The organism is Haloarchaeobius salinus, assembly GCF_024464185.1.
In the GTDB taxonomy this organism is placed as follows: domain Archaea; phylum Halobacteriota; class Halobacteria; order Halobacteriales; family Natrialbaceae; genus Haloarchaeobius; species Haloarchaeobius salinus.
Genome location: NZ_JANHAU010000001.1, coordinates 1015093 through 1040884 on the forward strand (window position 1 = coordinate 1015093; position 25792 = coordinate 1040884).

General features: G+C 67.7%; 27 protein-coding genes, 1 tRNA gene and 1 pseudogene. 12 read left to right on the top strand and 17 right to left on the bottom strand.

Features of this window, described 5'->3' with window-relative positions; translation table 11 throughout:
• Nucleotides 1–53: 53 nt before the first annotated feature.
• Complete coding sequence (locus NO345_RS05135) at nt 54–515, bottom strand: NYN domain-containing protein (RefSeq protein WP_256297085.1); 462 nt, start codon at nt 513–515, stop codon at nt 54–56.
• A gap of 158 nt (nt 516–673) precedes the next feature.
• Between NO345_RS05135 and NO345_RS05140 the strand changes: the two genes are divergently transcribed.
• From NO345_RS05140 to NO345_RS05165, 6 genes are all read left to right on the top strand, one after another.
• Complete coding sequence (locus NO345_RS05140; protein ID WP_256297087.1) at nt 674–2527, top strand: S8 family serine peptidase; 1854 nt, start codon at nt 674–676, stop codon at nt 2525–2527.
• A gap of 157 nt (nt 2528–2684) precedes the next feature.
• Nucleotides 2685–3335, top strand: a complete 651-nt coding sequence (locus tag NO345_RS05145) for an adenylate kinase (protein WP_256297088.1) — start codon at nt 2685–2687, stop codon at nt 3333–3335.
• A 36-nt stretch (nt 3336–3371) separates the two neighbouring features.
• Entirely contained in the window at nt 3372–4274 is a 903-nt protein-coding gene (locus tag NO345_RS05150; RefSeq protein ID WP_256297090.1) for a DUF106 domain-containing protein, read from the top strand.
• A 95-nt stretch (nt 4275–4369) separates the two neighbouring features.
• A complete protein-coding gene (cmk, locus tag NO345_RS05155; RefSeq protein WP_256297092.1) occupies nt 4370–4945 on the top strand; it encodes a (d)CMP kinase in 576 nt (191 codons plus the stop codon).
• A 3-nt stretch (nt 4946–4948) separates the two neighbouring features.
• Nucleotides 4949–5854: an RNA-guided pseudouridylation complex pseudouridine synthase subunit Cbf5 gene (locus NO345_RS05160; protein ID WP_256297094.1), complete on the top strand. Its 906-nt coding sequence runs from the start codon at nt 4949–4951 to the stop codon at nt 5852–5854.
• 55 nt (nt 5855–5909) lie between these two features.
• A tRNA-Pro gene (locus NO345_RS05165) sits at nt 5910–5980 on the top strand.
• A 333-nt stretch (nt 5981–6313) separates the two neighbouring features.
• Here NO345_RS05165 and NO345_RS05170 read toward each other — a convergent pair.
• Together NO345_RS05170 and NO345_RS05175 are read right to left on the bottom strand one after the other, a co-directional pair.
• Nucleotides 6314–6793, bottom strand: a complete 480-nt coding sequence (locus NO345_RS05170) for a type IV pilin domain-containing protein (protein WP_256297096.1) — start codon at nt 6791–6793, stop codon at nt 6314–6316.
• Nucleotides 6794–6799: 6 nt separating this feature from the next.
• Nucleotides 6800–7252: a type IV pilin domain-containing protein gene (locus tag NO345_RS05175; RefSeq protein ID WP_256297098.1), complete on the bottom strand. Its 453-nt coding sequence runs from the start codon at nt 7250–7252 to the stop codon at nt 6800–6802.
• A gap of 901 nt (nt 7253–8153) precedes the next feature.
• Between NO345_RS05175 and NO345_RS05180 the strand changes: the two genes are divergently transcribed.
• Nucleotides 8154–9107 (top strand): ZIP family metal transporter, encoded by a 954-nt coding sequence (locus tag NO345_RS05180; RefSeq protein ID WP_256297100.1) that lies wholly within the window; start codon nt 8154–8156, stop codon nt 9105–9107.
• A gap of 51 nt (nt 9108–9158) precedes the next feature.
• Entirely contained in the window at nt 9159–9977 is an 819-nt protein-coding gene (locus NO345_RS05185; RefSeq protein WP_256297102.1) for a DUF4097 family beta strand repeat-containing protein, read from the top strand.
• A 9-nt stretch (nt 9978–9986) separates the two neighbouring features.
• Here NO345_RS05185 and NO345_RS05190 read toward each other — a convergent pair whose 3' ends face one another.
• Complete coding sequence (locus NO345_RS05190; RefSeq protein ID WP_256297103.1) at nt 9987–10427, bottom strand: SHOCT domain-containing protein; 441 nt, start codon at nt 10425–10427, stop codon at nt 9987–9989.
• Between the two features lie 117 nt (nt 10428–10544).
• Between NO345_RS05190 and NO345_RS05195 the strand changes: the two genes are divergently transcribed.
• Together NO345_RS05195 and NO345_RS05200 are read left to right on the top strand one after the other, a co-directional pair.
• The gene (locus tag NO345_RS05195) at nt 10545–11126 is read left to right on the top strand and encodes an NADPH-dependent FMN reductase (protein WP_256297105.1); all 582 of its coding nucleotides are present in this window, start codon (nt 10545–10547) and stop codon (nt 11124–11126) included.
• Nucleotides 11126–11932: an arylamine N-acetyltransferase family protein gene (locus tag NO345_RS05200; RefSeq protein WP_256297107.1), complete on the top strand. Its 807-nt coding sequence runs from the start codon at nt 11126–11128 to the stop codon at nt 11930–11932. Before NO345_RS05195 ends, NO345_RS05200 begins: the two co-directional genes overlap by 1 nt.
• 27 nt (nt 11933–11959) lie before the next feature.
• Here NO345_RS05200 and NO345_RS05205 read toward each other — a convergent pair whose 3' ends face one another.
• Both NO345_RS05205 and NO345_RS05210 read right to left on the bottom strand, forming a co-directional pair.
• Nucleotides 11960–13174, bottom strand: a complete 1215-nt coding sequence (locus NO345_RS05205; protein WP_256297109.1) for an MFS transporter — start codon at nt 13172–13174, stop codon at nt 11960–11962.
• A 119-nt stretch (nt 13175–13293) separates the two neighbouring features.
• A complete protein-coding gene (locus NO345_RS05210; RefSeq protein WP_256297111.1) occupies nt 13294–13962 on the bottom strand; it encodes an HAD family hydrolase in 669 nt (222 codons plus the stop codon).
• 178 nt (nt 13963–14140) lie between these two features.
• On the opposite strand from NO345_RS05210, the gene NO345_RS05215 reads away from it, so the two are divergent.
• The gene (locus NO345_RS05215) at nt 14141–15640 is read left to right on the top strand and encodes a replication factor C large subunit (protein WP_256297112.1); all 1500 of its coding nucleotides are present in this window, start codon (nt 14141–14143) and stop codon (nt 15638–15640) included.
• A 112-nt stretch (nt 15641–15752) separates the two neighbouring features.
• Nucleotides 15753–17228: a hypothetical protein gene (locus tag NO345_RS05220; RefSeq protein WP_256297113.1), complete on the top strand. Its 1476-nt coding sequence runs from the start codon at nt 15753–15755 to the stop codon at nt 17226–17228.
• A 197-nt stretch (nt 17229–17425) separates the two neighbouring features.
• On the opposite strand, the gene NO345_RS05225 is transcribed toward NO345_RS05220, so the two are convergent.
• The 11 genes and pseudogenes from NO345_RS05225 to NO345_RS05275 form a co-directional block, all read right to left on the bottom strand.
• Nucleotides 17426–18640 carry an aminotransferase class I/II-fold pyridoxal phosphate-dependent enzyme gene (locus tag NO345_RS05225; RefSeq protein ID WP_256297568.1) on the bottom strand — a complete coding sequence of 405 codons (1215 nt, stop codon included), beginning with the start codon at nt 18638–18640 and terminating at the stop codon, nt 17426–17428.
• A gap of 95 nt (nt 18641–18735) precedes the next feature.
• Nucleotides 18736–18853 (bottom strand): annotated as a pseudogene (locus NO345_RS19970) (transcriptional regulator); the annotation flags it as partial.
• Nucleotides 18854–18883: 30 nt separating this feature from the next.
• Nucleotides 18884–19999, bottom strand: coding sequence for a biotin synthase BioB (gene bioB / locus NO345_RS05235; protein ID WP_256297114.1), 1116 nt, complete (start codon nt 19997–19999; stop codon nt 18884–18886).
• 213 nt (nt 20000–20212) lie between these two features.
• On the bottom strand, nt 20213–20533 hold the full coding sequence (locus tag NO345_RS05240) for an antibiotic biosynthesis monooxygenase family protein (protein WP_256297115.1): 321 nt from the start codon (nt 20531–20533) through the stop codon (nt 20213–20215).
• A gap of 106 nt (nt 20534–20639) precedes the next feature.
• Nucleotides 20640–21590 (bottom strand): hypothetical protein, encoded by a 951-nt coding sequence (locus NO345_RS05245; RefSeq protein WP_256297116.1) that lies wholly within the window; start codon nt 21588–21590, stop codon nt 20640–20642.
• 66 nt (nt 21591–21656) lie between these two features.
• Nucleotides 21657–22550 carry an amino acid ABC transporter permease gene (locus tag NO345_RS05250; protein ID WP_256297117.1) on the bottom strand — a complete coding sequence of 298 codons (894 nt, stop codon included), beginning with the start codon at nt 22548–22550 and terminating at the stop codon, nt 21657–21659.
• Nucleotides 22547–23305, bottom strand: coding sequence for an amino acid ABC transporter ATP-binding protein (locus NO345_RS05255; RefSeq protein ID WP_256297119.1), 759 nt, complete (start codon nt 23303–23305; stop codon nt 22547–22549). Before NO345_RS05255 ends, NO345_RS05250 begins: the two co-directional genes overlap by 4 nt.
• Nucleotides 23302–24045, bottom strand: coding sequence for an amino acid ABC transporter permease (locus tag NO345_RS05260; protein WP_256297121.1), 744 nt, complete (start codon nt 24043–24045; stop codon nt 23302–23304). The genes NO345_RS05255 and NO345_RS05260 overlap by 4 nt, the downstream gene beginning before the upstream one ends.
• A 6-nt stretch (nt 24046–24051) precedes the next feature.
• The gene (locus tag NO345_RS05265; RefSeq protein ID WP_256297122.1) at nt 24052–24834 is read right to left on the bottom strand and encodes a transporter substrate-binding domain-containing protein; all 783 of its coding nucleotides are present in this window, start codon (nt 24832–24834) and stop codon (nt 24052–24054) included.
• A 110-nt stretch (nt 24835–24944) separates the two neighbouring features.
• Nucleotides 24945–25163: a hypothetical protein gene (locus NO345_RS05270; protein WP_256297123.1), complete on the bottom strand. Its 219-nt coding sequence runs from the start codon at nt 25161–25163 to the stop codon at nt 24945–24947.
• A gap of 41 nt (nt 25164–25204) precedes the next feature.
• A complete protein-coding gene (locus NO345_RS05275; protein ID WP_256297124.1) occupies nt 25205–25714 on the bottom strand; it encodes a COX15/CtaA family protein in 510 nt (169 codons plus the stop codon).
• Nucleotides 25715–25792: the final 78 nt, after the last annotated feature.

The following is a 25792-nucleotide window of genomic DNA, read 5'->3' on the forward strand; positions in this document are numbered from 1 at the left end:
AGCCGACCTCGCGGACCCCATTCCTCCCCCGTCTTCGACCCTGACAGCGACGGCTACTCCTCGATGACCACGTCGTCGTTCGCGGCGTTCCGGAGCGCGTCGGAGCGACCGTGTTCGCCCGGGGCGATGGCCAGCGTCCGGATGCCGTAGCGTCCCGCCTTCTCGAGCACCGGCTTGAAGTCGGTGTCCCGGGAGGCGATGGCCAGCGTGTCGATGGCCTCGGTCACGACGGTCTCGGTCGCGTCGACCGCGAGCTTCACGTCCACGTCGCCGCTGGTGATGACGACCTCGAAGCCGCGGGCCTCGGCGGCCTGGATGAGGCCGGGCGTCGCGTGCTCGTCGAGGTACAGCCGGTTCACGGTGAGGTCGCCCACGTCGGTCGCGGCCGTCCGGACGTCGTCGAGGTCCACGTCGAACTCGTCGCGGAGCACGTTCGGGCCGTCGACGAACAGTCCGACGCGCGCCCGCGGGTGCGGCTCCGTGCCGGGCAGGAGCCGCCTGAATCGCTCGTCCATACCTGCTCCTCTCTCGGTGCCGCTCAAAGCCGTGGCGATTCATCCGGCCCCCGGTTCACAACTGTCCGCAACTAGAATACAGTTTGTAACAGTACTAAAATTAACAATGAGGATTGCAAAAATTTAAATAGAGGACGGTGTGTCGGTGGGCATGTCTCATGACAGACGACAGCAGTCACGATTGGGGACGACGTACCTTCCTGAAGGCGACCGGTGCCGTGGGGGCGGCAGCAGCGTTCGCGGGACTCTCGTCCGCGACACCGTCGCGACAGCCGGGCCCTCGCCCGGACGAGATCCTCGTTGGCGTCACGAACACGTACTCGGTGACCGACGTCGCGTCGACGACCGCGAACGACGAACGGCTCCCGGACGGGATGGCGGTCACGCACGAGAACGACGACCTCAGCTACATGGCGCTCTCGAAGCCCGAGGTCACGACGATGTCGGACGACGACATCCTCGAGACGCTCGAGTCGCTCGAGCACGTGCGCTACGCCGAGTTCAACGAGACGCTCCACGCGCTCGCCCAGCCGAACGACCCGCGCTTCGGCGATCAGTACGCGCCACAGCTCGTCAACGCGCCCGCCGCGTGGGACACCACGCTCGGCAGCGAGGAGGTCACCATCGCCGTCATCGACCAGGGTGTGAAGTACGACCACCCGGACCTGGCGGGCCAGTTCGGCTCGAACAAGGGCTCCGACTTCGTCGACGACGACGGCGACCCGTACCCGGACTCGATGTCGAACGAGTACCACGGCACCCACGTCGCCGGCATCGCCGCGGCGACCACCGACAACGGCGACGGCATCGCCGGGATGTCGAACGCCAGCATCCTCTCGGGTCGTGCGCTCTCCGAGCAGGGCAGCGGCTCGACCAGCGACATCGCGGACGCCGTGCAGTGGGCGGCCGACCAGGGCGCGGACATCGTGAACATGAGCCTCGGGGGCGGCGGCTACACCGACACGATGAAGAACGCCGTCAGCTACGCGGCGGACAACGGCGTCACCATCGTCTGTGCGTCCGGGAACGACTCCACGGGCACGATCTCCTACCCGGCGGCGTACGACGAGTGTATCGCCGTCGGCGCTATCGACGAGAACGAGAACCTCGCGAGCTTCTCGAACTACGGCGAGAAGCAGGAGGTCGTCGCACCGGGCGTGAACATCCTCTCGACCTGGACGGACTCGCCGTACAACAGCATCTCCGGCACGTCGATGGCGTGCCCGGCGGCGGCCGGCGTCGCCGCGCTCGGGCTCGCGGCGAACCCGGGCTGGTCGAACACCGAGCTCCGCAACCAGCTGAAGAACACGGCCGTCGACATCGGCCTCCCCGAAGAGGAGCAGGGTTCGGGCCGCGTCGACGCGGCGAACCTCGTCGGCAGCACCGACGACCCGGACCCACCGGAGAACGAGGCCCCGACGGTGTCCATCGACGCCTCCTCGGCGACCGTCGAGGTCGGCCAGGAGGTCACCTTCGACGGCTCCGGCTCCAGCGACCCCGACGGCTCCATCAGCGCCTACGAGTGGAGCTTCGGCGACGGTACGACGGCGACGGGCCAGACCGTCACGCACGCCTACAGCGAGGCGGGCGACTACAGCGCCAGCCTGACCGTCACCGACGACGACGGCGCGAGCACGACCGACTCCGTCGCCATCACCGTCGAGTCGGGCGACGGCGGCAGCTGCGGTGACGAGTCCTCGACTGGCTCGGCGGACGGCTACCTGTACGGCTACTACGACTCGGACGACTACACGTGGACGAACGATCTGCAGAACCCGTGCCAGGTCACCGTCTCGCTGTCGGGCGGGGACTGGTCCGACTTCGACCTGTACGTGACGACGGACGGGCGGACGCCCAGCACGTACGACTACGACCGACGCTCCATCACCCCGGACAGCCAGGAGCAGATCACGCTCGACGACGTCGGTGCGGGCCAGCAGATCGGCATCCTCGTCGACTCCTACTCCGGCTCGGGCAGCTACACGGTCAGCGTCGAGGAGCTCGGCCAGTAGGCCCTCCTCGCTCCGGGTCGAGCCTCGCGTCGAGCCCTCGCACGGCCGGGCAACACCGTTCGCCGAGGAGAGACTGTCTCGAGCCCGACACGACGGGATGCACGAACAGTCAGCCGTTTTCTTTAACTCTTTACGTCCCGGGGTCGACCGCCCCGATATGAGCAGTCCGCACATCCTCATCCTCGGTGCACCGGGCGCAGGCAAGGGAACCCAGTCCGCGAACATCGTCGACGAGTTCGGCGTCGAGCACGTCACCACCGGCGACGCGCTCCGCTCGAACAAGGAGATGGACATCTCGGACATGGACTTCGAGTACGACACGCCGGGTGAGTACATGGACGCCGGCGACCTCGTCCCCGACGCCGTCGTCAACGCCATCGTCGAGGAGGCGCTGTCCTCGGCCGACGGCTACGTCCTCGACGGCTACCCGCGCAACCTCGAGCAGGCCGAGGAGCTCGCCGACATGACCGAGCTCGACCTCGTCCTCTACCTCGACGTCGACCGCTCCGAGCTCGTGGACCGGCTGACCGGCCGCCGCGTCTGCGAGGACTGCGGCGCGAACTTCCACGTCAAGTACAGCCAGCCCGCGGAGGAGGGCGTCTGCGACGAGTGTGGCGGGGAGCTCGTCCAGCGCGAGGACGACACCGCCGAGGCCGCCGAGAACCGCCTCGACGTGTTCGAGGAGAACACGCTCCCGGTCGTCGAGTACTACGAGGGCACCGACGAGTTCGTCGCCGTCGACGGCGAGCAGGCCCCCGACGAGGTCTGGGCCGACGTGAAGGCCGCCATCGAGGCTGTCACAGAGTAAAAGACTCTTATCCCACGACTGCCAACAGGCTCTCATATGGCCTGGACGGCGGAACAGATACAGGATTTCCTCTCGGACAACCCCGGGACCTCGGAGGCGCTGCAGGTCGTCATGGACGCCTCCAACGACGGGGACGACGAGGTCGAGTGGAAGGACGTCAAGGACGAGGACGGAATGGACAGCGGCCGCTGGGGGCGACTCATCCAGAGCGAGATCCTGCGCGAGCAGGAGGACGGCTTCGTGGTCGTCGACCCCGACGCGGTCACGGACGCACTCGACGACGACATCACCGTCGCGAGCGACCCCGTGGAGGTCGACAGCGAGGGGTCGAGCTGGACCCAGCGCGACAAGCTCGCCGCGGTCGTCTCCGTCGGGATGATGGCCGGCTACTACTTCAACCCCGTCAGGAACGCCGTCGGCGGGACCATCAACGTCATCTTCGAGCCGCTGAACGCGGTGCTCCCGTTCTACGCGGTCATCCTCGCCATCGCCCTCCTCACCGGGCTCTACTCGACGCTGCTGCAGGCGAACATGGTCGACCGGAGCAAGGTCAAGCAGATCCAGCAGAAGATGCAGAACATCACCGAGCGCGAGCAGGCCGCCAAGGAGGCCGGCGACGACGAGGCGCTCGACAGGATCCAGGACGAGAAGATGGACGCACTCGGCGACCAGGGCGAGATGATGAAGGAGAACTTCCGCCCGATGGCGTGGATCATGCTGCTCACCATCCCGGCGTTCCTCTGGATGTACTGGATGATCCTCGACGGCCACCTCGTCGCCGCCGAGCGGAGCATGGTGCTGCCCATCTTCGGCGAGCGCAACTGGATGGAGGGCGCTGTCGGCCCGATGCCCGCGTGGATCGTCTGGTACTTCCTCTGCTCGATGGGGTTCACCCAGCTCATCCGGAAGACGCTCGACCTCGACGCGACGCCGACGTAGGCGGCGCACACCCGCCCTCGACTGGCGGCGACCGCGGTATCGTCGCTCCGCCGTCCAATCACAACCCATTTTACCGACACCCGCGCAGATAGGATATGTTGCTCACCGTCTCCGGCCCGCCGGGCAGTGGCAAGAGCACCACTGCGGCCGGGCTGGCCGATGCGTTCGACCTCGACCACGTCTCCGGCGGCGACATCTTCCGCGAACTCGCCGACGAGCGTGGCTACACGCCGCTCGAGTTCAACAAGCTCGCCGAGGAGGACGAGGGGATCGACCGCGACCTCGACCGACGCCTCCGCGAGATCGCTGAAGAGCGCGACGACCTCGTGCTCGAATCACGTCTCGCCGGCTGGCTCGCCGCCGAACAGGCCGACTTCCGCTTCTGGCTCGACGCCCCCCTCGCGGTACGGGGCGAGCGTATCGCGGACCGAGAGGACAAAGACCCCCAACTCGCCCGCGAGGAGACCGCGGCGCGCGAGTCCAGCGAGGCCCAGCGCTACCACGAGTACTACGGCATCGACATCGGCGACCTCTCCATCTACGACCTGAGCGTCAACACCGCGCGCTGGAACGCAGAGCACGTCCAGCACGTCCTCGTCGAGGCCGTCGAGTCCTACGACCCCGAGACCGACGAGGGGAAGGCACCGGTCGAGCTCGACTACGAGTTCTGACCCATGTCCCTGCGCGCACCGCCCGACGAGCGCTCGCCCGCCGAACTCCTCGAGTTCGGCGTCGTCAACCTCGACAAGCCCGCCGGCCCGTCGGCCCACCAGTTCACCGGCTGGTGCCGCGACGCCGTCGCCGACGCCCTCGATCGCGCCGGCAGCGACGCCACCGTCGACGAGGCCGCCCACTCCGGCACCCTCGACCCGAAGGTCACCGGCTGCCTCCCGACGCTGTTCGGCGACGCCACCCGGCTCGCACAGGTGTTCCTCGAGGGCGCGAAGGAGTACGTCGCCGTGCTGGAACTCCACGGCCGCGCCCCGGGCGACGTCGAGGCGGTCGCCCGCGAGTTCGAGGCACCCCTCTACCAGAAACCCCCGCGGAAGAGCGCGGTCACCCGCCGCCTCCGGGTCCGCGAGGTCCACGACCTCGACGTGCTGGAGGTCGAGGAGCGCCGCGCGCTCGTCCGGGTCCGCTGTGAGTCCGGCACCTACATCCGGAAGCTCTGCCACGACCTCGGACTCGCGCTCGGCACCGGCGCGCACATGGGCCACCTCCGTCGAACCGCCACCGACCCCTTCGACGACGCGACGCTCGTCAGCTACCACGACCTCGTCGACGCACTCGCGTTCTGGATCGAGGACGGCGACGAGGAACCCCTGCGCGAGGTCGTCCAGCCCGCCGAACGCGCGCTGACGCACCTCCCGCGCGTGGAGATCGCCCCCTCCGCCGCCGAGCAGGTCGCCAACGGCGCGCCCGTCTACGCCCCCGGCGTCATCGGCGTGGACGGCGGCGCGCAGGGCGACCTCGTGGCCTGCTACCTGCCCGGCGGTACCGCGGTGTGTCTCGGCACGCTCGTCGGTGACCCCGACGCCGAATCGGGGACTGTCGTCGAACTGGAGCGGGTGCTGGTGTAGCGTGGTGCCGACGAAACGACACGCTTAAACGGCAAACGGGCATCGGTTGACGTACGGGACCGTGGGGTAGTGGTATCCTCTGCGGATGGGGTCCGTAGGACCCGAGTTCAATTCTCGGCGGTCCCACTCGAAATTATCCAACTCTCCATCAACGGAGAGTCTGCCTACCCGAGACGCTCGAAAATACAATTCTCGGGTTCGGGACCTGTTCGCTGAACTACTCATATACCACCAGCGACGGCCTTCGGGGTGGTGCGCGTGAGCGCCGACCAGCTCGGCATCACGCCCGACGAACTCGGTCGGCGCGAGTACGAGAAGCCGACGAAATCCCGCCTACACCACGACCGACCGGAAACGAGCCTAAAACCTCTCAACGAAGCGACGGACCGGGCGAAAGTGCCGCCGCTAACAGGTCAGCGCGCGAAAAATGGGGAAAGCGTACTGCAAATCCCCGAGCCGTTACGGAATCTGCGACTCGAAGATAATCTGTGAGTTATCACCAGACGACGAGGTCCACGTGATTTCCACAGCGTCTCCGGATTCGAACGTGTAGGAGTTACCGTTAGCGTCTTCCCCGAGTACAAGATCGGATCCAGCCGTAGTGCTGGTTCCCCACGTTCCATTCACAGGGCCAGTCTGGGTAGTCAGGTCGTCCGCGGTATTGCCACCGATGTTGACCGACAGCTGCGAAGCGTCGAACGAACCTCCGCCGTTATGAGCCACGATTACACGGTCAGTGTCCGAACTCGCGTCCGAGTAGTCGCTCGGGTACTCACCATTGAGGTTCGCCTGAGGTGCAGTCTCCTGATTTCCGCCGATGTTCAGGACAAACGCACCAATCACAGCCGCGAGGATAACCGTAATTGCGACCATCAGGATAACCCCGATAACCGGTGACACGGCGTCGTCTTCTGTAAATAGTGACTTAATATCCATCATGAGTTATTACGGAATCGTGGAGTCAGCGACGATCTGAGACTGATCTCCGGAGGACGAAGTCCACGTGATTTCGAGTGTGTCTCCAGAGCTGCCTCCGTGCGTGCACGGGTCCTCGTTGGAGAAGCCATTGCTGTTGTCGCCGTCGACAACCACTTCACCTGCCGAGAGTCCCGTTGCCGAACTGTTCGCCAGCTCGCAGTTGCTTCCGAAGTTCGACGACAGCGAAAGCTTCGTGGCGTCCAGACTTCCACCGCCGCCGTGCGAAACGACGACATCAGATCCGCCGCTGCTGTATGCGAAGTCGAACTGGTTCTGCGGTGCCGTTTCCTGGTTCCCGCCGATGTTCAGGACGAATGCCCCGATCACTGCGGCGAGAATGACCGTGATCGCGACCATCAGGATAACCCCGATGACCGGCGACACGGCGTCGTCTTCTGTAAAGAGCTGTTTCAGTTCCATAGTTGAGTTGAATCCCACACCGTGCGAGGCTCCACCGTCACGTCCCATGCGCGACGTCCGCCTGCCGGTGTTACCCGACCGACTACGATGACACCTCATAAACCCATCGGCCTATGACGGATTTCGGACTATAACACGTCGTTACAATCCCCGTTCAGGGGGTGCTTGGATTCCATCAAGCCCCCATTGAAATCCACACAGATAGTTCAAAACTCCAAGAAACACCAGATTACCGATTCTGATACCGACCGCACCCGATTCATGGTCACGAAACTGGCACGTCAACACGGCGGCCAACAGGGTTATGTACGATTACCAATCGCGACGGTCGCGACTGCTCGCGCGCGCTCCTCTCAGAAACTGGTCGAGTGGGCCGCTCTTCACATCGACCCACCCAGCCAGGTGTGGGATAACGAGGATGGTGGACCCCGTTAAAGCCGAACGCTGGGACGTTCGGTACTCGAGGCGAAGTCCCGGTTATAGTTAAAGGTGTCCGAGCAGATTCCCCCGCTGACAACACCTCACCCGCTATCACTTCCACACGCAGTCGAGAACACGGTTCGGACGACTCACCGCGCCCTCCCCGTCTGAAACCGCAATTCCGACGCTCTCCCGACGACTTTCACTGCACGCAGGAATTCGGACTATCACATGAACTCCTCTTCAGTCGCGGTCGTACTGGTTGCCGGCGGATGAGAAGGCGTTTCCGACGACGTTGTGGCAGGGGGTGCCCGAGGCATCGGTGTGGGCGTGGGGCAGGAAAGACACAGGTCCATCCCCGCATCACGGTTCATCTCGACGGACTCCCGTGTGCCGACCACCACCCCACAGCGTTTAGGCCGACCGAAAAATTGTAACGTTCGTGATAGGATTTATCTCCGCCGAGCAGCTACCCTCACACATGAGCCTCGTGGGCAATCTCGTCGTCGTCTTCCTGGCCGGGCTGGCCACCGCGCTCGCCACGGGTCTGGGTGCGTTGCCGTTCTTCCTCGTCGACGACGTGAGCGACCGGTGGAACGTCGCGCTGTGGGGGGTCGCCTCGGGAATCATGGTCTCGGCGTCGCTGTTCGGGCTGATGAACGAGGGGCTCGCTGCGAGCGATGGCTTCCCGACCATCCTGCTCGCGGGTGTCGTCGTCGGGGTGCTGCTGGTCATCGTCGCCGACGACGTGCTCGACCGGGTCGACGTGGGGAAGTACGCGGACGACGACCCGGAGCGGGCGACCGACGGCGGGGCCGTGGACGGCATCCACGAGCACGAGGAGGGGCACCACGACCACGCCGACGACGAGCACGACCACGATGGCGGCGGGCACGATCACGGGCACGCCGAGCTGGTCCACCCGGACATCGTCGCGGAGGGCGACCTGAAGAAGCTCGTGCTCGTGCTCGGTGTGCTCACCGTCCACTCGTTCCCGGAGGGCGTCGCCGTCGGCGTCTCCTTCGCGGACATGGGACTGGCGGGCGGTATCGGCATGCTCGGGCTCACCGTGCCGGTGCTGGCGATCATGATGACCGTCGCCATCTCCATCCACAACATCCCGGAGGGGCTGGCCATCTCCATCCCGCTGCGGGCGATGGGTGTCGGGCGCTGGCGGATGGTCGGTGCGGCGGTGTTCTCCAGCCTGCCCCAGCCCATCGGTGCGGTCATCGCGTTCGCGTTCGTCCGGAGCGCCCGCGAGTTCCTCCCGTTCGGCTTCGGGTTCGCAGCGGGGGCGATGGTGTTCCTCGTGCTGACCGAGTTCATCCCGGAGGCACTGGAGGCGGGCGAGGGGCTGGAGTCGAAGGGCTATCCCGAACTCACTGCCGGGTTGCTCGGCGGCTTCGGCGTGATGGTCCCGCTGTTGTTCGTGTGAGCGTGACACGCCTGCGGCGTGCTTTTATAACTGTCCGTCGAACTGTCACGTATGCGCCGCAGAACGGTCCTCTCGGCTGCCAGCATCGCCCTCCCCACCGCCCTCGCGGGCTGTAGCCTCCTCGACGGCGGGACGGAGGTGACCGAGACGGTCGACAGCCAGGTCGACGTCGCCGACGGGACGCCGGTCTCCGTCGTTGGCCAGAACGGCTCGATCCACGTGACGACGACGGACGCCGAGGCGGTCGAGGTCGAGGCGGTCAAACGCACCCGCGGTGGACGGGACGCGCTGGACGAGGTCGAGGTCCAACTCGACGAGTCCGGCGGTCGGCTCCGGATCCAGGCGGTGTACCCGGAGAACCGGGACCTACTCTCGCGGCCCGTCGTCGTGGACTTCGAGGTCGCGGTTCCGGCCGGCGTTCCCGTCGACCGTCTGGCGACGGGGAACGGTGCAGTGACGGCGAACGGCGTTGCCGGCGACGCCACCCTCGCCAGTTCGAACGGGTCGGTCACGGCCGAGGACGTCGACGGCTACGTGAGCCTGCGGACGACCAACGGGAGCATCGACGCCACCGGTGTCTCGGGACCCGACCGCGCGGTCACCACGAACGGAGCGGTCGACGTCGAGCTCCGGGCGCTCCGCGGCGACGTGCCCGTCGAGACGACGAACGGCGACGTGACAGTCCGCACCGCCACGGACCTCGCGGCGACGTTCGAACTCGAGACCAGCGTCGGCGACGTGTCGGTCGATGGGCTGTCGCTCGACCGCTCGACCGACGGCTCGGACCGGGTCGTCGGCGACCTGAACGGCGGCGGCGACCGCGTCACTGCCGAGACGACGAACGGTGACGTGACGCTCCGGACGCTCTGACTCCGCGGATCACCAGTCCAGCTTCCGTTCCCGGTCGTCACCCTCGTCGAACTGGCGTTCAGCCTCGGGGTCGTCGAGCAGCAGGTCGAGCCGTCGTTCGAACTCCACTTCGTCTATCTCGCCGGCGACGTACCGCTCGCGGAGCCGAGCCGCCTCGCTGGCTGTGTCCTCGACCCTGGTGTCGGCGGTGGCCTCGACCGACGCGTCCGCCTCGAACCAGTCCGACGCGCCCCCTTCGTCCTCGCCGTCGCCCCCGACGAACAGCGACAGGAGCCCGACGGCGATTGCGCCGAACAGAACGACCAGCCCCAGCACGACGACCGCGGTGAACACCGTACTGAGGACGCCAAGGACCAGCCCGACGACGGTGGTGACGACGCCGAGGATGACCAGCAGCACGAACGCCCAGACGAGGAGTTGGAGGACCGTACCGCTGAACGAGCGTCCCATGTTCGACTGTCGGACACGCGTGGGCAAAAAGCTTCGACCGACACCCGGAACAGACAGGTTTCGTACAAAAACGGGTTTCAGCGAGCGCTTTAGTTGCCACGTCCGGTATCCCGGTTCATGAGACGGAACGTACACGTGCTCGGGCTCTCCGGGAGTCTGCGCGACGACAGCGGTACGCGAACGGCGATACGACGGGCCCTCGCGGCGGCGGACGCGGCGGGTGCCACGACGGAACTGCTCGACCTCCGCGAGTACGACCTCCCGCCCCGGGACGGCGACGACGCCGACGCCGGGGATGCAGCCATCCTCCGCGAGCGGGTCGCGGCCGCCGACGCCGTGCTGCTGGGCTCGCCGGTGTACCACGGCTCGTACGCCTCGCCGCTGAAGACCGCACTCGACTACTGCGGCTCGGACGAGTTCGACGGGACCACCGTGGGCCTGCTGGCGGTCGCGGGCGGAAGCTACCCGACGCCGACGCTCGAGCACATGCGGGCGGTCGCGCGGGCGGTCGGCGCGTGGACGCTCCCCCTGCAGGTCGGTATCGGCGACGCGGGCTCGGCGTTCGCGGGCGGCGATCTCGTGGACGAGGACCTCGGCGAACGCGTGGACCGACTCGGCGAGGAGCTGGTCGCCTACGCGGGCGTGGACTCGTACCCGACGACCGTCTCCGAGCCGTTCGACCCGGTGGCGGGGGTCTGATGGACACCGACCGCTACCTCGAACGCATCGGGGTCGACCCCACGACCGTCACCCCCGGGGCCATCGACCTCGACACCGTCGCTCGCCTTCAGCACGCCCACGTCGGGGCGGTCCCGTTCGAGAACCTCGCCATCGTCGGCGACCCCTTCGACGACGCGACCGACGGCGAGGGCGTCGTGCTCGACCTCGGGCACATCCACGAGAAGGTGGTCGAGCGCCGGCTGGGCGGCTACTGCTTCGAGCTGAACGGGCTGTTCGGCTGGCTGCTCGGCGAACTCGGCGTCGACACGCACCGGGTCGCGGCGCGGGTCGTCGGTGACGACGGCACCGGTCGACCACCGGCGAACCACCACACCAACGTCGTCACGTTCGACCGGCGCTTCCTCGTCGACGTGGGGATGGGCATCCCGACGATGCGCCGGCCACTCCCCGTCGACGGCGAGGTCGTGACCGACAGCGCGGGCGTCGCCTGGCGCGTCGTCGAGAGCGACCGCCCCGACGAGACGCACCTGACCCAGTACCGCAGGCCGGGCGAAGCGGCGTGGCGGGACCGCTACCTGTTCACCGACGTCCCCCGCGAACTGTCCTACTTCGAGGCGACCTGTGACTACCTCCAGAGTGCGCCGGAGTCGCCGTTCACCGGCGAGCCCGTCGTCAGCGTCGCGACCGACACGGGTCACGTGAAGCTGAAGCGGGACACGCTCGTCCGGTACGAGGGCAACGAGCGCTCCGAGGAGCCCGTGGCAGCCGAGGACTGGCACGACGTGCTTGCACGGCGGTTCGGCCTGCAGTACCGGACGGCGTGAACGGCGTATCGCGACGACACCGTCCCCTCAATCCGAAGGCGTCGCTCCTGCGGGCTGACCGCTCCCGGAGCCCTCACCACTTCGGACCGGTCGCGTGAGGATCCAGAGGATGCTGGCGGCGACCACGAGGACCGCACCCGCACGAGGGAGGAACGCGAGCGGCCCCAGCCGCTCCGCGATGCCGCCCAGCGCGAGCTTCAACAGGCCGCTCGAGAGCGACAGGACCATCGAGACCCCCGAGAGGACCGTCGCACGCCCCACGTCCGCGAGCCGGTCGTTCAGGTACTGGTTCTGGACCGGCTGGACGACCGACCGGGCGCTCCGGTAGAGGAAGAACGTCGGGACGAGGAACACGGGGAACAGCGCCCCGAGGACGAACGCCACGGCGAACAGCGGGACGAGCAGTCCGAGCACGCCGCGCGCGCCGAGGCGCTCCTCGAACCAGCCCGCCGTCGAGGCCGCCCCGGCGGAGACGAGCTTGAACGCCGCGAAGACGACGCCGAGGCCGGCGACCGGCAGCCCGAGCGCGTCCAGCGCCGGCTGTTCTACCATCCGGGCGAGTCCGAACAGCCCGTAGAACAGCGCGACGTAGGCGACCAGCCAGCGGACGCTCTCACGGCTGGCCTGCACGCGGAGCATCTGGACCGCCTCCCGCACCGTGAACACGTCGGCGTCCTCCTCGTCGACCCGGATGGACGGGAACGTGTACAGCACCGGGACGCCGGAGACCGCGAGCGCCGCGCTGAGCAGGAACGGGAGCTCGTAGGCGACGCCGTAGAGGACCCCGCCGGCGATGGCCGCCACCGCCGAGGTGAGGAGCAACACGGTGCTGCCCCGGCCCTTGATGCGGGCGAACTCGTCGTCGTCGCAGGTGCGGGCGAGCAGCTCGTAGAGCCAGGCGTCGCCCGTGCCCGAGCGGAACGCCCAGCCCGTCGCCCAGACGACCTGCATCGCGACGAACCCGATGGGCGTGTCCACGAACGCGTAGCCCGCCATCCCCGCCGCCCGGAGCAGACTGCCGACGGCCAGACTGGCCCGCCGGCCGATTCGGTCGCCGAGGTACCCCGAGGGGATCTCGGCGGCCAGCATCGCGAGTGAGAACGTCGCCTGCACCAGCGCGACGAACGCCAGCCCGAACCCCTGGTCCAGCAGGTAGAGGACGCTGATGGGCAGGTAGAAGCCGGCAGAGTTCGTCGCGCGGAACAGGTAGTACCGCCGCACGACCGATTCGTCCGTCGCCATTACAGCTAGACGTACGGGAGATCGACTTGTAGGGTTTCCCGGAAATTCTCTTTTGTAAACAGCCTTGCTGGAATCCGTTTTGGTACGGATTCAGACAGGTCTGCCGCGGCGTGGCATGCTCACACCGCGTCGTTCGCGATGTCCCGCACCGCGTGCAGCGTCTCCACCTCGTAGGTCGGGTCGGTCGACAGCTCGACGTCCCGGCTGTGCTCGCGCCGGACGAACACCGAGTCCATCCCGGCGCGCTCGGCCGCCACCACGTCGCTCTCGCTGTCGCCGACGTACAGCGCCGACCCCCCGCCGAGGTCCGCCAGCGCCCGGTCGAGGTAGTGCGTGTTCGGCTTCTTCAGCGAGATGCTCCCGATGGTCATCGGCCGGCCGTAGTACGTCTCGAACTGCTCGCCGAAGTCGAACCGGTCGAGCACGAACTCGACCGTCGTGTGGTGGTTGTTGCTCACCAGTCCGCAGGGCTGGGCGATGTCGGCCACCGCCGTCGCATCGTCGTAGCTGTCGCGTCGGCCCGCGCGGAACGCCTCGAACTGCGACCGCTCGTCGTGGCGCTCCCGGGCGTCCCACAGCGCCTCCCGGTCCACGCCGTAGGTGCGTTCCAGCTCCGCGAGGAGTTCGGGCGTCACACCGGCCGTGAGCGCCGAGAGGTGTGCATCGTCGGGCGACTCGATGCCGAGCTCGTCGAAGGCGTCGCGGATGGCAGCCACCTGGTCCGCGTGGGCCGGCGGGTCCACCAGCACGCCGTCGTTGTCGAAGAGGATCGCGTCGTAGGTCGTCACTTGCCCGACGTTGGAACGGTCGGGAGTTGGGTGTTTTGGTCGTGTGCCGGTCCTTCCCGCGGACCCTCGTTCGTCGTCACCCCCACGGTCGCTCGTGGACAGCTTCGTCTCATTCGATAGCCATGCTCCGACGCCGTCGAGCGCAACCACTAAACGCGGGCCGCCCCTCCTGCCGGTAATGGCAGACTGGACGGAGAAGTACCGCCCATCGACGCTCTCGGAGGTGCGCGGGAACGACAAGGCCCGCGACGAGCTCCGGAAGTGGGCGGAGACGTGGGACGACCACCGCGAGGCCGCCATCGTCCACGGCTCGCCGGGGGTGGGCAAGACCTCGGCGGCGCACGCGCTGGCCAACGACATGGACTGGCCGGTGATGGAGCTGAACGCGAGCGACTCCCGGACCGCGGACGACATCGAGCGCTTCGCCGGCCGGGCGTCGAAGAACCAGACGCTCGGCGGGGCGGGCGGCCGGCAGCTGCTCGTCGTGGACGAGGCGGACAACTTCCACGGGAACAGCGACTACGGCGGCTCCCGGGAGGTGACCCGCATCGTCAAGGAGGCGAACCAGCCGATGGTGCTCATCGCGAACGAGTTCTACGACATGAGCAACAGCCTCCGGAACGCCTGCCGCGAGATCGAGTTCCGCGACGTCTCCCGGCGCTCCATCGTCCCCGTCCTGCGCGACATCTGTCGCCAGGAGGGCATCGAGTACGAGGACGACGCGCTCGACAAGATCGCCCGGGAGACCAGCGGCGACCTCCGCTCGGCGGTGAACGACCTGCAGGCGCTCGCCGAGCGGAACGAGCGGCTCACCGTCGACGACGTGGTGACGGGCGAGCGCGACCGCACGGAGGGCATCTTCGACTTCCTCGACGACGTCATCAAGCACAAGTCCGCCGAGGAGGCGCTGTACGCGTCCTACGACGTGGACGAGACGCCGGACGACCTGCTCAACTGGGTCGAGGACAACGTCCCGAAGGACTACCGCGGCGACGAGCTGGCCGACGCGTACGGCTTCCTCTCGAACGCCGACCGCTGGCTCGGGCGCGTGCGGGCCACGCAGGACTACTCGTTCTGGCGCTACGCGACGGACAACGTCGCCGCGGGGGTCGCGGCCTCGCGCCGGCACGACCACGGCGGCTGGACCCGCTACGGCCCGCCGTCGTACTGGTCGAAGCTCGGGCGCTCGAAGGCCACCCGAAACAGGCGGGACGCAATCGCCCGGAAGATCGCCGAGATGGGCGGGTTCAGCATGGCGACGGCCCGGCGCGAGGTGATGCCGTTCCTCGCGGAGATGACCCACCACTGCAAGCCCCGCGAGCTCACCGTCCGGATGACGATGGTGTACGACCTCGACGCCGCGGGGGTATCGTTCGTCACGGGGAGCGGCGAGGACACGAACAAGGTGCAGGGCATCGTCGAGGAGGCCCAGGAGCGCCGCGACGACGCCGTCGTCGAGAACGCCGGCGGCGCGTTCGCCGAGTTCGAGTCCGACGACGTGGACGGAGAGACGGACGACGATGGGGCCGCGGGCGACGAGGATGTCGGTGACGACGGACAGGCGACGCTCGGCGGGTCGGCCGACGGGGGGGACGACGAACCGGCGGCCACGGACGGAACTGACACTGAGACTGACGAAACAGATGACGGACAGTCCGGACTCGACGACTGGATGTAGGAGTCGATCCCGCTTCCGTCCCCGGAACTCGCGGAAACTTTCCCGCCGTTTCCGGTGAAACGAGACCGCAACGCCTAAGCGTACAAACTCCTGTGTTGGGAATAGTTCACACATGAAGCGCGCGCTTCTCGCCGTCGCGTTGGCCCTCATGCTCGTGGTCGCGGGGTGTAACACCACCGACCAGGGTGGGGACTCGACGACAGTCGAGACCACGGGGGAGCCGACCGACGTGCAGACGACCGCGGAACAGACCGACACGCAGACGTCCGAACCGACAGCGACCACCACGTCCGACGATGGGGGAGAGGAGCAGGAGGAGCCCTGTGAGTACCGTAGCGAGGAGGACGACCTCGTGCAGGTGCAGGGTGCCTGCCTCGGCTTCGACGCCAACCAGGTCTACCTGAACGTGATGGAGATGGCGGGCACCGACCTCGACAGGGGCCCCTCGGTGCGTGCGCTCTCGCCCGAGGACACGAACCCGTACACGTTCGACCAGTTCGAGTTCAGCAACGAGTCCTTCCAGGCCGTCATGGGAATCGCGCCGAACGGCACGCCAGACGTCTACGTCGCCGGGTACGCCCAGCCCCAGAGCGGCCCCGACGGGAGCACGGAGGTCGACGTCGTGATGCGCTACATCGACGCCGACGGCGGCGAGGGCCGCCCGCAGGGCCCCGAGGAGGCCGAGATCACGCTCGCCCACGAGTTCCTGCACGCCATCCAGTTCTACGAGGGGAGTCAGGACCGCCTGGCCGCCAACCTCACCAGCGAGGGCGTCAACCTCGGTGACGTCGAGACGTCGCTCGTCGAGGGGAGCGCGGTCTACTTCGAGAGCGAGTACCAGGAGCAGTACATGGACCGCGAGGCCGCCTCCCGCAACGTCTCCGCGTGGGCGAACTCGTCGGCGTTCTCGATGTACCAGCTCGGCCCGTACGTGATGGGCGAGCGCTACACCAAGTTCCGCGTCAACTCCACCAGCGAGTTCCAGACGCTGTACGACAACCCGCCGATCTCGATGGAGCAGATCATGCACAACCACATGCCGGACGAGGAACGGCCGCGCAACCTGACCGTCGAGCGCGGGCAGGACTCCGTCTGGAACCACTACGACACCTCGACGCGTGGCGAGCTGTTCCTGCGCTCCTCGCTTCGTGCGGGCGTGAGCGGCCCGCGCGCCGCCGCCGGTGCCGAGGGCTGGGGTGCCGATCAGGTGATGGTGTTCCGGAACCAGAGCTACAGCTCCGACGGCAACTACAAGTACGGCTACGCCTGGACGCTCCGGTTCGACAACGCCTCCGAACAGGACGAGTTCCGCGGCATCTTCGGGGACTGGCTGGAGAGCCGCGGCCCGCTGACCGACGGCGTCTACCGGATGGACGAGGACCACACCTACCGGATGGTCGAGACAAGCGACGAGACGGTCGTCGTGCTCGCCGGCCACGAGCGCTTCACGACCCAGACCGTCGCAACGGGCAACTCGAGCGACGTGACGGTCACGATGACCGACGCCGACCAGACGAACACCAGCGTGCAGTCCGACGACGACGAGGAGCGCCTCGTCACCGCACAGGCCGTGCGCGCCGCGGTCTGAAACCGGGGAGACACCGACCACCTTCTCTCGCGTGTTCGACGGCGAGTTGCGACGCCGGCTGGCGAGACGAGTACCGGCGGGCCCGGGGCGGGATACGGTCGGTAACGAGTTCGAACCGGGCGATTGTATCGACACCGTCGCGTCGCTGGACGTCGGTTACGTCCGCGTAACGGGGGTCTCCCCGTCGACGACGACGTTCACAGCAGCCCGACCGCCTCGCCGGCGGCGCGGAACGCCTCGATGCAGTGCTCGACGTCGCTTCGGGAGTGCGTCGCCATCGGTGCGACGCGGATGCGGCTCGTCCCCTCGGGCACGGTCGGCGGTCGGATGGCGCGCGCGACGATGCCGCGCTCTCTGACCGCACGTTCCAGTGCGAGCGCGTCCGCCGGGTCGCCGACGACGATGGGGAGGATCTGCGTGTCCCCACAGATCTCGTAGCCCACCGATTCGAGCCCGTTGCGAAGCTGGCCGACGTTCGACCAGAGACGGTCGCGACACTCGCCGTGTCGCGCGAGGTGGAGCGCCTCGCTGGCGGCCGCGGCGGCCGGCGGGGCCAGCCCCGTCGAGAAGACGAACGACCGCGCCTCGTTGACGAGGTGCTCTATCAGGGGCTCGCTCCCGGCGACGTAGCCCCCCTGGCTTGCCAGCGCCTTCGAGAGCGTTCCCAGCTGGACGTGGACGCGCTCTTCGAGCCCCTCGCGCTGGACGATGCCGCCGCCGTCGACGTGCAGGCCGGTCGCGTGCGCCTCGTCGACCATGAGCCACGCGCCGAACGCCTCGACGGCGTCGCAGACCTCGGCGAGCGGCGCGACGGTGCCGTCCATCGAGGACACCGAGTCGGTGACGACGAGCCACGACTCGTCCGCGGCCGCCCCGGGGTCCGAGCCGGCGCGGTCGGCCATCCGTCGCCGGAGGTCGTCGGCGTCGCGGTGGTCGAAGACGACGACGTCGGCCCCGGAGAGCCGGCAGCCGTCGACGATGCTCGCGTGGTTGTACTCGTCGGAGAACACCACGTCGGGCGAGAGCGCGGCGATGGTCCCGACGTTCGCGGCGTATCCGGAGGAGAACACCAGCGCCCGGTCGGTGCGTTTGACCTCGGCGAGGCGGCGTTCGAGGTCGCGGTGGACGAGCGTGTCGCCCGTGAGGAGCCGGCTCGCACCGGCACCCGTCCCGACGACCTCGGTGGCCTGGGCGGCGGCCTCCTGCACGCGGTCGTGCTGGGTCAGGCCGAGGTAGTTGTTCGCGGCGAAGACGAGGTGCTCCTCGCCGTCGAGGACGGGGAGGTCACGACCGGGGTCGGGCGCGAAGTAGCTGCGCTCTGCGACCCGGTCGACCGGTGCGATGTCGCGGTAGAGGTCGGCATCGTGTCGGGCGGCGACGCGGTCGGCGAGGTCGAACCCGCGCTCGGTCATCTGGTCGTAGATGTCAGTCACCGGGCCTTGAACGGTTCGATACCGTGACGGAGGCCGGCTTTCAGAATCAGGGTTGCGTTCGGTCCGCGGCGGGGGTCGACGGCGATGCCGTTTCCGGGCGAAGCGTGCGACCGGCCGGAGCCCGTCCGTGTGCTGGCCCACTTCGAGCGTTCGTCGGGCGGTTCCGCCCGTTCCGAGTCCCGCGAAATTCACGTCGTCCCTGGCTGTGTCGTATGAGCGGTGTCAGTCGTCCAGTTCCGCGTTGTCCGTCGCCGTCTCGACGGGCTCGTCGGGCTGGTGGGGGTTCTCGCCCCGGGCCTTCACGGCCGACGGGTCGAACTCGTTCGTCTCGGTGTTGGGCTCCAGCCCGGCGCGCTCGATGACCTCGATGTCGTCGCCGGGTGACTGCCCGCCGGTGGTGAGGTAGTCGCCGGTGAGGATGCCGTCGGCACCGGCCTCGAACGGGAGATGCTGCTCGTCGACCGCGAGGTTGACCTCCCGTCCGCCGGTCAGTCGGACTCGGGCCTCGGGGTGGAGCAGCCGGTACACCGCGATGGTCCGGACGATCTCCGCGGTCGAGATGTCGGCCGAGTCGCCGAGTTCGTCTCCCAGTTCGGTACCGGCGACGGGGTTGAGGATGTTCACCGGCAGCGAGGAGACGCCGACATCCTGGAGCGCGATGGCGCCCTCCACGCGGTCGGTCGGTGTCTCGCCCATCCCGAGGATGACGCCCGCACAGAGCTCCATCCCCACGTCCTTCGCGAGTTCGAGGGTCTTCACGCGGTCCTCGAAGGAGTGCGTCTCGACGATCTCGGGGAAGAACCGGGGCGAGGTCTCGATGTTGTGGTTGTAGTGGTTGATGCCCTCCGCGGCGAGTATCTCGGCCTCCTCGCGCGTGAGGATACCGAGGCTGGCGTCGACCTCAACGTCCGTCTCGTCGCGCACGAGCCGGATGGCCCGGACGACGTCCTCCCACTCGTCCGGGCGGCGTTCCTTCGAGACACCTTTCTCCGCGACGACGATGCCGAACCGCTGTGCGCCGTCGCGCTCGGCCCGCTTCGCGGCGTCGAGTATCTCCTCGGGGTCGAGGAAGCCGTGCGTCTCGATGCCGGTGTCGAAGTGGACCGACTGCGCGCAGAACCCGCAGTCCTCCGCGCAGTTGCCCGCCTTCGCGTTCACGATGGAGCAGGCGTCGACCGTGCCGTCACCCAGCGCCGACCGGACGTAGTCCGCCGCGGGCGCGAGGTCCTCGACCGGCTGTGCGATCAGTGCCAGGCCGTCCGTGCGGTCGAGGCGCTCGCCCGCGAGCACGCGCTCGACGGCGTCGTCGACCGTCGGGTTCCCCGTCTCGTAAACCACACTGGTGATAGTGGTTGACGAGATATTAGTTCTTGGGGTTCCGTCGTGAAACGTTCGCGACGACGGATCTCACGGCTGCTGGTTCATCCGACCAGTGGAGGGAGTCGGAGCGCTGTTCTCACACCCACCAACAGCGATGGCTCGGTTCGGGAGACACTGAGAGCACCTGGGCCACCCGTCGGCTGGTTTCACTACCCGAACGAGAACGACGTTCTACACGGGCGGGTCCGCGTCGTCGCCGAATCCACTCCCGTACGCCTCGATGACCTCGGTGACGATGACCTCGTACGCATCGTACCACTCCGTCCACCGCTGTTTCGCCCGCTTGTGGTCGGGGTCTGCTCCGAACGACCCGAGCGCGTCCAACGACTCCCAGTAGTACACGACGAGGACCTCCTCGCGCTCCGGGGCCTGCCACGTCCGCTTGCCCAGATACCCCTCCGTCTCCTCCGCGGCCTCCTGTATCGCATCGTTCAACTCGTGGAACTCCGCATCGTACTCCCCGGGGTCGAGACGAAACGTGACGAGATACATCACACGGCTCACTCGCTCACGGGACCAAGATGCTTCCCCTTCGGACGAGTCGCTCGGACCGAAACCGACAGTGGTAGACGCACAACCACGCACCGGCTGATCCAGCTCACTCCGTCAGCTCGAACCCGTCGAGCGTGCGTTGTCCGGCGTCGAACCGGTCGAGGTAGTACTCGATGCCGGGCTGGTGGGCCGCGCCGACGAGGAGGTGGACCGTATCGCCCGGGCCGGCGTGGTACATCCCGTAGTCGGCCATGCGCTCGTTGCGGGCGTGGGTCATCAGTTCGAGCTCGGGGTCGTGCCGCCGGAGCCACTCCCGTTCGAGGGGCTGGGGGAGGAACGTCGTCCGGTAGTAGTGCTGGAGGTGGAGGAGGTGTGACGGGTCGGTGGCGGCGCGTCGGGTGAGCTTGAACGACTCGTAGTCGTCGCCAGTGGCCAGGCCCTCGTGGCTGGTGAGGAAGTCGGAGGCGAGGTCGCCGAGGGTGCGCTCGAACGTCTCGCCGTAGACCCCGCTGCCGTCGTCGACGAGGGAGAAGACGGCCTGCTTGAACTCGCCGGTGAACGAGTCCACGTCCTCCAGCAGGCCCTCGAAGTTGCCGGGCACGTCGTCGAGGTGCGAGTCGACGTCGAGCTCGCGGCACCGCTCCATCGCCCAGCGGTAGTCGTCCATCTCGCAGGCGCGGTCGAAGTCGTCGAAGTACATCCGCCAGATGCCCTGCTCGCAGTACACCGACGCGCCCGCGTCGAGGACGTCGGCGACGTGCTCGCGGAGGAACGAACGCTCCGCGTCGGTGTCGGCGTGGGTGATGCCGTGGACGTGGAACTCGCGGTCGCCCACGGCCACGGTCGTCCCCGGGAGTCCGGGCACCGGCCTCGGGTCGAGCCGGCGCTCCTGGAGCGTGCGCCACTCGCGCTTGGCCGCGAGGTACGCCGCGTGCTCGCCGTCGGCGGCGGTCACGTCGGCCAGCTCCGAGAGGCTCCGGGCGCGTCGGAGCCGCTCGAACCGCTCGCGCTGGCCGGGGGTGAGCCTCGGGTCGCGCGTGGGGGACACGTCGGTCATCGGTTCGAAGGTCGGGGCCGAGCGTGCTAAAGGATGACGGGGGTTGGCGAACGGGTCGTCAGGCCGTCACGACCGCCCGCGGGCCTGCCCGAGACCGGGCAGGGAGACGCGGTCCTCGACGTAGCCCATCAGCCTCGTCGCGGTGATGACGATGCCGATGTACACCAGCGCGACGACCGTGAACATCGCGGTGTAGTCGAAGGTGTCGCTCGCGACGGCGTCGGCCCGCCGGAACAGTTCGGCGACCGTGATGAACGTCGCCAGCGAGGAGTACTTGATGAGGTACACCAGCTCGTTCGTCCAGCCCGGAATCGCATAGCGCAGGGTCTGCGGGAGCACGACGTGGCGGATGCCCTCGCGCTGGGTCAGGCCGACCGAGCGCGCCGCGACGAGCTGGTTCGGGTCGACGCTCTCGATGGCCGACCGGATGTACTCCGCCTGGTACGCCGCGCTGTTGATGGTGAAGCCGATGAGGGCCACCCAGAGCGCGGTGCGGAACGTGAACGGGCCGAACTCGGTGAGCCCGCGGAAGAACTGCGAGAGGTTCAGTCCGTAGTACAGCAGGTAGAGCTGTGCGATGAGCGGCGTCCCCCGGATGAGTTCGGTGAACGACAGCGAGAGGTACTTGCTCCATCGCCCGTACACGCGGGCCACCGACAGCGGCACCGCGAGCACGAGTCCGAGCAGGATAGAGAGCACCGTGATGAGCACGGTGATGTACGCCCCCTCGGCGAGCTGTGGCAACGACTGGAACGCGGTCGCGGTGCCGCCTGTCAGCCCGAGTGCCTCGGGCGAGACCAGCGGTTCGCCGGGTGTCCCGAACGGCACCCAGTTCCAGTTGATGAGCCAGCGCAGGAGCAGATAGCCCCAGAACAGCGCCCCGGCGGCGATGAGGACCCACGAGACGGCCGAGCGGCCCTCGGTCCGTCTGATCTGGCGGAGGTCCTCGGCGTAGCTCACGCGGTCTCACCACCGTGGAGCTTCGTGATGCGCTGCAGGAACTCCGCGGTGCGTGCCTGCTCGGGGTGCTCGAACAGCTGGGCGGGCGGGCCGCGCTCGACGATGTGGCCCTGGTCGAGGAACATCATGCGCGAGGCTGCCTCGCGGGCGAAGCCCATCTCGTGGGTCACCACCAGCATCGTCATGCCCTCGTCGGCGAGTTCGCGCATGACGCTCGTGACCTCGCCGACCAGCTCGGGGTCGAGCGCGCTCGTCGGCTCGTCGAACAGCATGAGCTTCGGGTCCATCGCGAGCGCGCGGGCGATGCCGACGCGCTGCTTCTGACCTCCCGAGAGTTCGGCGGGGTAGGAGTCCGCCTGGTTGGCGAGGCCGACGCGTTCGAGGTGCTCCATCGCCCGCTCGCGGGCCTCTGCCTTGCCTAGACTCTTCACCCGGCGCAGGCCGAGCGTGATGTTCTCGAGCGCGGTGAGGTGCAGGAACAGGTTGAAGTCCTGGAACACCATCCCGACCTGCCGCCGGAGCTCGTTCACGTCGGTGTCGGGGCCGCTGACGCGCTCGCCGTCGAGGTAGATGGTCCCCGAGTCCGGCTCCGTGAGCCGGTTGACACAGCGCAGCAGCGTCGACTTGCCGGAGCCGCTCGGTCCGGACAGCACCTCTACGTCGCCCGTCTCCAGCTCGAAGCTGATGCCCTCGAGGACCTTCTCGTCGCCGTAGCTCTTGTGCAGGTCCTCGACGCGGAGCAGCGGGTCGCTCATGCGTTCTCACCCGTGGGGACGCCGAAGTAGTCACCGGCGAACTCCAGTCCGCGGTTCGTCGTCACCGTCAGCACGAAGTAGACGAGGCTGATGGCGAGGATGAGCTCGAGCGCCGCGCCGGTCCGGTTCTGCTGGAGGAACAGGTCCTCGGCGGTGCCGAGCAGCTCGGTGACACCGAGGATGATGGCGATGCTCGTGTCCTTCAGCACGATGGTGAACTCGTTCTGGAATCCCGGGATGGACCGCCGCAGCGACTGCGGGACGATGACGTAGACGATGGCCTCCAGCTTGCTCATGCCGACCGAGCGGGCGGCCTCCATCTGGCCCTCGCCGACGCTCTGGATCGCGCCACGGAAGATCTGGGACTGGTACGCGCCCGAACGGAGGCCGAGCGCGAACGTCGCCGCGATGAACGGACTGCTCGACACGGAGAACACGTAGAACATGTAGATGAGGATGACCAGGATGGGAACCGCCCTGATGACGACCCCGACGGTCTCGACGGGGATGCGGAGCCATGCGGGTGCGTACACCTCCGCGACGCCCGCCGGGAGGCCGATGAGGAACCCGAGGACGATGGAGACGAACGTCAGCTGGACGGTGACGACGGTCGCGTCCAGTATCGCGTCACGGTTGCTCCAGACGTACCCCCAGTCGGGGTTGTCGAGGAAGAACCGGCTCGCGGCGTCAGCGAGTCCGCCCTGGAGCGGGGCGGCCGCCGGGGTGAGTTCCAGCACCATCGCGGATTACTCGCCGAACCACTCCGCCGTCAGGTCCTGGTAGGTGCCGTCCTCACGCACCGTCGCGAGCCCGTCGTTGAGCGCGGACTGCAGCTCGCTCTCGCCGGTCCGGATGCCGAAGCCGTACTGCTCGCCGGTCTCGTAGACGAACGCGACGCTGACGCTGCGCTCGGACGCGAACGACGCCGCGACCGGCTCGTCGAGGACGACCGCGTCGATGTTGCCGTTTTCGAGGTCGGTCACCGCCAGCACGTACGTGTCGTAGGCGTTGTAGTTCGACTCCTGGAAGTCGCCGTCCTCGATCATCCCCTGGATGACGCTCTCGCCGGTCGTCCCGGCCTGGGATCCGACCTGACGGCCCTGCAGGTCGGACAGCTCCGAGGGCTGGAAGTCCCCGCCCTCGCGCACGAGGATGGACTGGTTCGCGCTGTAGTACGGGTCGCTGAAGTCGATGTTCTCGTCGCGATCTTCGGTGATGGTCATCGCGGCGGCGATGACGTCGATGTTACCGTTGCGGAGCGACGGGATGAGCGAGTCGAACGAGTTCAGGTCCTCCCAGGCCGCGAGCTCGTAGTCGGTCTCGTCGACGACCGCCTCGAGCAGGTCGATGTCGAAGCCGACGACCTCGTCGCCTTCCTTCATCTCGAACGGCGGGAAGCCCGACGCTGTCCCCGGGATTATCGTGTTCTCGCCGCCGCCACCGCCGCCGGTGAGGGAGTCGATACACCCTGCCAGGGAGACTGTCGTCACTGCCGCACCAGTCGCCTTGAGGTAGCTACGTCTGTCCATACCGGTTGAGTATGACACCCCGATATAAAACGGTTGGTTGCTTCCGGGGAAACTTGCCGTCCCGAACGCGCTTCAGTCGGTCGATTCGCACGTCTGTCGGACGCGACCGCTCAGTCGCCGTCCGGGACCGGGTCGACGTGGTGGACCGCGTCCGGCGAGATGAGCCGACCGGTCGGGAGTTCGACCCAGCCGTTGGCGAGGACCCGGACCTCGCCCTCGTGGAGGACGTCCGTGGCGTCGCGATCGCCGTAGACGACGGCGTTGCGGTACTCCTTGATGAAGTAGTCGTCACCCCAGTCGAAGATGGAGCTGGTTCCTGCGGGGAGCATGTTCGGCGGTTCGGCCACCGGTGTGAAAAGTCGTCGGGTGGTCAGTCCGCGTCGACGGGCCGCGTCGTGCCCTCGCGCTCTGCCGTCGCGGTCGTGCCGTCCTCCCCGCTGCGCTCGAACATCCACGCCGTCGCGCCGACGAGGCCGGCGAAGATGACCATCGCCGCGCCGTGGTGCAGCGTCTGGACGCCCGCGGTGTAGGTCACGACGGTCTGCCGGCCGAGGAGCACCTGCACCGGCAGGACGACGATGGCGATGGCGACCGCGGCGTGGATACGCCGGCTGTCGAACGCCTTCCACGCGCCGTAGGCCGTCCCGAGGATGAAGAAGCCGGTGATGGACGCGACGAACCGGTGGATCCACTCGGGGTACGACGCCACGTTCGGCGGCAGCAGGCCGAACAGCGGGCCGCCACAGAGCGGCCAGCGTCCCTGACAGGTGAGTCCCGTCCCCGTCGCGGCCGTGTACACGCCGAGCAGGATGAGCAGGAACGTCAGCCCCGTCGTCACCGCACCGAGGATGGCGACGTTCCGGCGGTCGAGCCAGTTCATAATCCGTTCTCGGGGGTACGACCATATCAAGCGCACGGTCCTTCCGAGCGTGTGGGAATGCTTCGACCACCCCTCGCG